This is a genomic window from Pseudoxanthomonas sp. CCNWLY206-1, assembly GCF_039710385.1.
GTDB lineage: Bacteria > Pseudomonadota > Gammaproteobacteria > Xanthomonadales > Xanthomonadaceae > Pseudoxanthomonas_A.
On record NZ_JBDKXI010000012.1, the window covers coordinates 1 to 5,762 of the forward strand.

Genomic DNA, 5,762 nt, shown 5'->3' on the forward strand with positions numbered 1-5,762 from the left:
TTTCGGCAGGCACATGGATGTGCCTTCCGAAAATTCCCACCGGCGACACGTACCCGAAGGGCGCGCTGCCAGGGGTGTGCTTTCTTTGGTTACTTTCTTTGCACAAGCAAAGAAAGTGACGCCCGCTGCAAGCGCGCGAATCGTCCGTTCTGAAGAGCTAACCGCGCCAGCGCCAAGGCGACGTTTTTCTTCGCCGACGCAGTTGAATCGGCCCGTTCAGAGTCGACTTCCACGGAAACGTGGCAATGGCGGGTCAGGACCCGCCCTACGATGCTTCCAAAAAAATGATCTCAACCGCGCCCGTGCGCACAGCGCACGCTACGTTTGGCGCGCACACCCAAGTCGACACAACGAAAAAATCAGAACATCGAAAAAGATGCGGGCTACGTCAACTCATGCTGATGACGCGCCGCCAACAACAGCAAATCATTGGCGCGGCGGCAGCCCAATGACTCCATCATTCGTGCGCGGTGGGTTTCCACCGTCTTGACGCTGATGCCCAGCACCGCCGCGATTTCCTTGCTGCTCATGCCGCCACCGAGCTTGCCCAGAATTTCGCGTTGGCGCGGCGACAGGGCTTGGATACCGGTGGGGCGGCTGTTCGCCAGCATCGGCGCCAGCATCTTGGACGACACCTGCGGGCTCAGAAAAACCTGGCCGGCGGCAGCGGCGCGCAGGGCAAGTTCCAGTTCCATCGGTGCCGCTTCCTTGACGATGAATCCGGCACAGCCGCGATCGAGTGCGCTGCGCACCTGGGTCGGGTCGTTGTGCATGGACATGATGACCACTTTGGTCTGCGGCAATGCCTCCTGCAGCGGTCGCAGGATTTCCAGGCCGCTACGGTCGGGCAGCGACAAGTCCAGCAGGATCACATCGGGGCGGTGGATGATCGCCAGGTCGATGGCCTGCTGGGCATTGCAGGCTTCCGCTACCACCTCGACATCAGGCAGCGATTGCAGCAGTCGGCAAATGCCGGCCCGCACCAAGGTATGGTCATCGACGATCAGGACACGCACGGGGGAAGTTTGTAACCGGTATTGTGATTCGATAGTCACAATAGCCGGCTCGCACGCTTACGCCAAGCGTCCAAAGCAGAGGGATGCCGATTCCCGACTCGAATCACAGTTCGGCGGTTGCGTGGCATGACAGCCGTGATGTAGGAGTGAGGACACGCGCGGCTACAACGAATCGCGCGTTGGAAACGAAGCGTCAGCCTTGATCGCTGTTGAGCGCAGCCTGCCGGGCCTCGGCGATTTGTCGGCGATGCTGACGGAACAGGTGGCGTTCCAGCGCGTCCTTCAAGCCCGCGTTGAGCGCGCCGAACCGCAGCCACAAATGATGTTGCTTCTCACTTCCGATCGCTTGCGCCAACACATTCACCGGCAATTCGATGTGATCGCTGAGCCAGGCGACGGGTTGCAGCAATACGACACCGCCTGTTCCCGCAACACTGTCCACGGCATGTGGCAGGTCAAGGCGCAGGCCTCGGTGCGACCAGCGCAACGGGCAGACGGGCAGGGTATCTTCGCGTTGGCGCGCCAGCTTGCCCAGAAGCCCGAGAATGAGATCCAGCTTGGCCTCCATGCGCTGCATGGATTGCGGCAATTCGCCCCGGTCCTCGGGATCTTCATTGCGAAGATCTTCGGCAACCGCCAGACCGTGCAACAGCGCTTCGGACTGTTGCTGCAGTAGCGGCCTTTCGCCGGCGACGAAGCGCACAGGCAGCCAGGCTTCGCAGGTCAGTGCGGCACTGAAGAGTTCGGTTTCCGCCGGATGCTCGAGCAAGGGCACTTTGTTCGGCATGATCAAGTCTCGGCAGTGACCAGATAGGCGCGGGTGGCGCGGTCGGCTTTGGTGGAAGCCTGCATCAGCCCGGCGATTTCGTCGCGGGATTTGCGCAGGTTTCGCTCCAGTCCGTATTGAGCGTGCAACAACGCTGCCAGCTGCTCGTGAGTGGCAGCCCGGCCGGCGGGACTATGAATGAATTCGCGGACTTTGCGATCGTGCTGCATCAGCGAGTGCTCCACCACCTGCAGATCTCCCGTCTGCAAATTTGCCTGCATGGTCTGCAGATCCGCGAGCAACTCATCCAATGTCATGGCCGCTTCCATCAGGCACTCGCGGCCACGGCCGGATGCTGGCGCTGTTCCGGTGGAATGGCATTCCAGGCCGACTCGATTTCTCCCAGCAGTTCCAACGCCTCACGCAAAGCGGATTCGTCGTTGTTGAGATTGGCTTCGATCAGCCGGCCTTGCAGGTAGTCGTAAAGCGAGGAGAGGCTGCTGGCGATTTCGCCACCCGCTTCGTGGTCCAGCGAACCATGCAGATGACCGATGATGGCGCAGACTTCGCCGATTGCCTTGCCCTTGCGCGCCAGGTCACCGCGAATGACGCAAGCCTCGGCCAAGCGGATGCGGTCGCAAGCGCCGGCCAGCAGCAATGCCACCAGACGATGCGGATCGGCTTCCATGACGGCGCTGCTGAGTCCGGTCTGTCGGTACTGGGCGGCGTATGAATTTGGCGACATCCTATTTCTCCTGAGGCATCGGTTGGCGTTGACGCCGGTCGGATTACTAGCTGGTTTGCGCCGCCAGGGCGGCGAGTTGTTGGGCGAGATAAGAGCTGGTGCTGTTCAACTGGGCCACCATCGAATCCATGGCGATGAACTGCGCCTTGTAGCGATTGCCCACGGCTTCCATGCGGGCGTCCAAGGCGGTGCGGCGCGCGGCAACATCCTTGAGCTGAGCATTGAGGCCGTTGGTGCGCTGGGTGAAGGCGCCTTCGGTGCCGACATAGCCGCCTACCGTGATCAGCAGCTTGTCGGCGAAGCCGCCATCGCCGGTGAGGGCGGCGCGGACTTTTTCCGGGCTGGACGCCATCAATGCGTCGAACTTGGCGGTATCCAGCACCAGGCTGCCATCCGAGGACGGATAACCCTTGGTTTGCAGGCCCAGCGTCTTGGCGTCCAGTCCCTGCTTGGCCAGGTCGCCAAGCAGATTGCCCAATGCGCCGCGCAGTTGGCTGGCGGCGCTGCGTATCTGTGCGTCGCCGGTCAATGCGGAAGGAGCATCGTTGGCGGCGTCGTATTTGGTCGTCGCGCCAATGGCCGCGATGGCGGCGTTGTAAGCGGTGACGAAGTCCTGCACGACCTTACGGTTGGCGGCAGCGTCGCCGGACACCGTGACAGTGCTGGTGCCCAGGGTTTTCAGGTCCAGGGTCAGGCCCGGTACGGCGTCGGTGATCTTGTTGGCGCTGGCGGTGATCTCCAGTCCGTCGATCTTCACGCGCGCATCCGCCGCCGGTGTGCGTTCCACCAGGCCGGTGACCAGCGCCTGCAGGTCGCTGCCGCCTTCGGCGACGCTGATCGACAGCGTGTTGGCGGCGCCGGTTTTGCCGGATGAGATCGACAGGTACTGGCCGTCGTTGGAGGTCAGCACACTGGCCTGAATGCCTTTGCTGGCGGCCGCGGTGTTGATGGCGCTGCGCACGTCGGCGAGCGTGCTGTCCTGGGCGATGTCGACGCTGAGCGTTTCCGTGCCTACCTGCAGCGTCAACTTACCGGCGCCGAATTTCTGGTCAGCCGCGGTCGGCGCATTGCCGACCCATTTGCTGGCGCTGGCCAGGGCGAGTACTTCGACGGCATAGGCGCCGCTGGGTGTGCCGGTGCCGGCCGCGGCGGTCAGTACCGTCTCGGTCCCGGATTTCACCGTGCGAGTATCGAAGGCCGTGTTGGCTTTCAATGCCTTGAGCGCAGTCTCCAGGCCACTGAAAGCGGAACTGACGGTGCCCAGTGCGGACAGTTTGAACTTGGTGCCGGTTTCCAGCCTGTTGAGGCTGGACTCGACAGGCGCGCGGTCCGCGGCCACCAACTGGGACACCATCCCATTGATGTCCAGGCCGGTACCGATGCCGCCATAGCCCATTGAATAATCTGCCACTGCCGAGCCTCCTGTCGTTTCCCTTCCGATCTATCTGTTTTTGGAACGGGATATAGGGCCGTCCCAGCATCGTCAACCGATGCGGTCCCGCCCGTATATCCAGTAACGGCCCCACAAGGCCGATCTTTAGGCCCGCATTTCTCCGTCTCCCACTGCCGCCCTGAGATCGGCCGGTCAGTGAGAAATGCGGGCTGGTTTGGGGAGATGCAGGGTTTGTGCCAGAGAGCCGGGAATGGGGAATGGGGAATGGGGAATGGGGAATCGCAGCAACCTCGCCGTCGGGGGCTTTCCGATTCCCCATTCCCGGCTCCCAACAAAAAAGCCCCTCCCGTTGCCGGAAGAGGGCTGAGTACTGCCAAGGCGGAGGGAGACGAATCCGTCCGTTGACGACAGAGAACTTCTTACAAGGTGTAGCGTGGTGGAGCGTTAGCGGAGCAGGCTGAGCACGTTCTGCGGCACCTGGTTGGCCTGGGCCAGCATGGCCGTACCGGCCTGCTGCAGGATCTGGGTGCGGGTCAGTTCGGCGGTTTCCTTGGCGAAGTCGGTATCGCGGATACGGCTACGCGAAGCGGCCAGGTTTTCCGAGCTGGTCTGCAGGTTGGCGACCACCGAGGTGAAGCGGTTCTGCACCGCACCCAGGTCGGCGCGGGCACCGTTGACCGCGGTCAGCGCCTTGTCGACGATTTCCAGAGCCTGCGAAGCGCCCTTGACCGAGCTGATGTCCAGCGTCGAAACAAAGCTGGCGGTGCCCGTGGCGGCGGCGGTCACGGCGGTGATGCCGGTCAGGCCGACTTCCGTGGCGTTCACCGGTACGGCGGGAGTACCCGCACCGCCGGCGATGGTGCCAGCCGTGATGGTGAAGTCCTTGTCGGCCTTCAGCGATTCCAGCGTGATGCGGCCGGTGGTGCCCACCGTGGCGCGCAGGCCGGTTTCGCCCATCTGGGCATTGATGCCGTTGGCGACCGCCTTGGCGACATCGGTACCGCTATCGCCGGCTTTCCAGCTGATGTCGCTGATGGTCACGCCATTGAGCACCATGCCCGACAACTTGCCGTCGGAAGTGGCGGCAGCGGCGTCCGTGGTAGCCACGCGATCAGCAGCGAACTTGACGTTGCCCAGCGAAGCGGCCTTGGCATCGACGACTTTGTCGATGGCGATAGCCTGTGCAGCATTCGCGCCCACCTGGAACAGCTGGCTGGAGAACGAACCGTCCAGCAGCTTGGTGCCGTTGAACTCGGATTGCTTGGCGACGCGGTCGATTTCGGACGACAGCTGCTTGACTTCCGCATTCAAGGCGGCGCGATCGGAAGCCGAGTTGGTGGCGTTGGCCGACTGCACCGACAGCTCGCGGATACGCTGCAGGTTGTTGCCGATTTCGGTCAGCGAACCTTCGGCGACTTGGGCCAGCGAAATACCGTCGTTGGCGTTGCGAACCGCAACGTCCAGACCACGGATCTGGGTGCTGAAACGTTCGGAGATGGCCAGACCCGCCGCGTCGTCCTTGGCGCTGTTAATGCGCAGGCCGGATGACAGGCGTTGAATGGTGGTGGCCAGTGAAGCGCCGCTGGTGCTCAGATTGCGCTGAGCGTTGAGCGACATCGTGTTGGTATTGATTACCTGTGCCATGAGTTGTTTCCTTAGGCGGAAAAGCTAATGAAGCGAAATGAGTGCCTGGCCGAGGCGGACGAGAGAAGCGTCCGCCTCGGGTTCCCGTGATTAGCGGAGCAGGCTGAGCACGTTCTGCGGCACCTGGTTGGCCTGGGCCAGCATGGCCGTACCGGCCTGCTGCAGGATCTGGGTGCGGGTCAGTTCGGCGGTTTCCTT

General features: G+C 62.5%; 7 protein-coding genes. All 7 read right to left on the reverse strand.

Annotation, left to right across the window (positions count from 1 at the left end; genetic code table 11):
* Window positions 1-383: 383 nt before the first annotated feature.
* Window positions 384-1,016, reverse strand: coding sequence for a response regulator transcription factor (locus AADW18_RS19470; RefSeq protein WP_337345070.1), 633 nt, complete (start codon window positions 1,014-1,016; stop codon window positions 384-386).
* A gap of 193 nt (window positions 1,017-1,209) precedes the next feature.
* Window positions 1,210-1,803 carry a PilZ domain-containing protein gene (locus tag AADW18_RS19475; RefSeq protein ID WP_337345071.1) on the reverse strand — a complete coding sequence of 198 codons (594 nt, stop codon included), beginning with the start codon at window positions 1,801-1,803 and terminating at the stop codon, window positions 1,210-1,212.
* 2 nt (window positions 1,804-1,805) lie between these two features.
* The gene (locus AADW18_RS19480) at window positions 1,806-2,111 is read right to left on the reverse strand and encodes a hypothetical protein (RefSeq protein WP_346842738.1); all 306 of its coding nucleotides are present in this window, start codon (window positions 2,109-2,111) and stop codon (window positions 1,806-1,808) included.
* Window positions 2,111-2,527 carry a flagellar export chaperone FliS gene (gene fliS / locus AADW18_RS19485; RefSeq protein WP_337345073.1) on the reverse strand — a complete coding sequence of 139 codons (417 nt, stop codon included), beginning with the start codon at window positions 2,525-2,527 and terminating at the stop codon, window positions 2,111-2,113. Before fliS ends, AADW18_RS19480 begins: the two co-directional genes overlap by 1 nt.
* A gap of 46 nt (window positions 2,528-2,573) precedes the next feature.
* The gene (gene fliD / locus AADW18_RS19490; protein WP_337345074.1) at window positions 2,574-3,938 is read right to left on the reverse strand and encodes a flagellar filament capping protein FliD; all 1,365 of its coding nucleotides are present in this window, start codon (window positions 3,936-3,938) and stop codon (window positions 2,574-2,576) included.
* A gap of 426 nt (window positions 3,939-4,364) precedes the next feature.
* On the reverse strand, window positions 4,365-5,564 hold the full coding sequence (locus AADW18_RS19495; RefSeq protein WP_337345075.1) for a flagellin: 1,200 nt from the start codon (window positions 5,562-5,564) through the stop codon (window positions 4,365-4,367).
* Window positions 5,565-5,654: 90 nt separating this feature from the next.
* The coding region (locus AADW18_RS19500) for a flagellin (protein WP_337345076.1) at window positions 5,655-5,762 on the reverse strand (108 nt) is incomplete at its 5' end.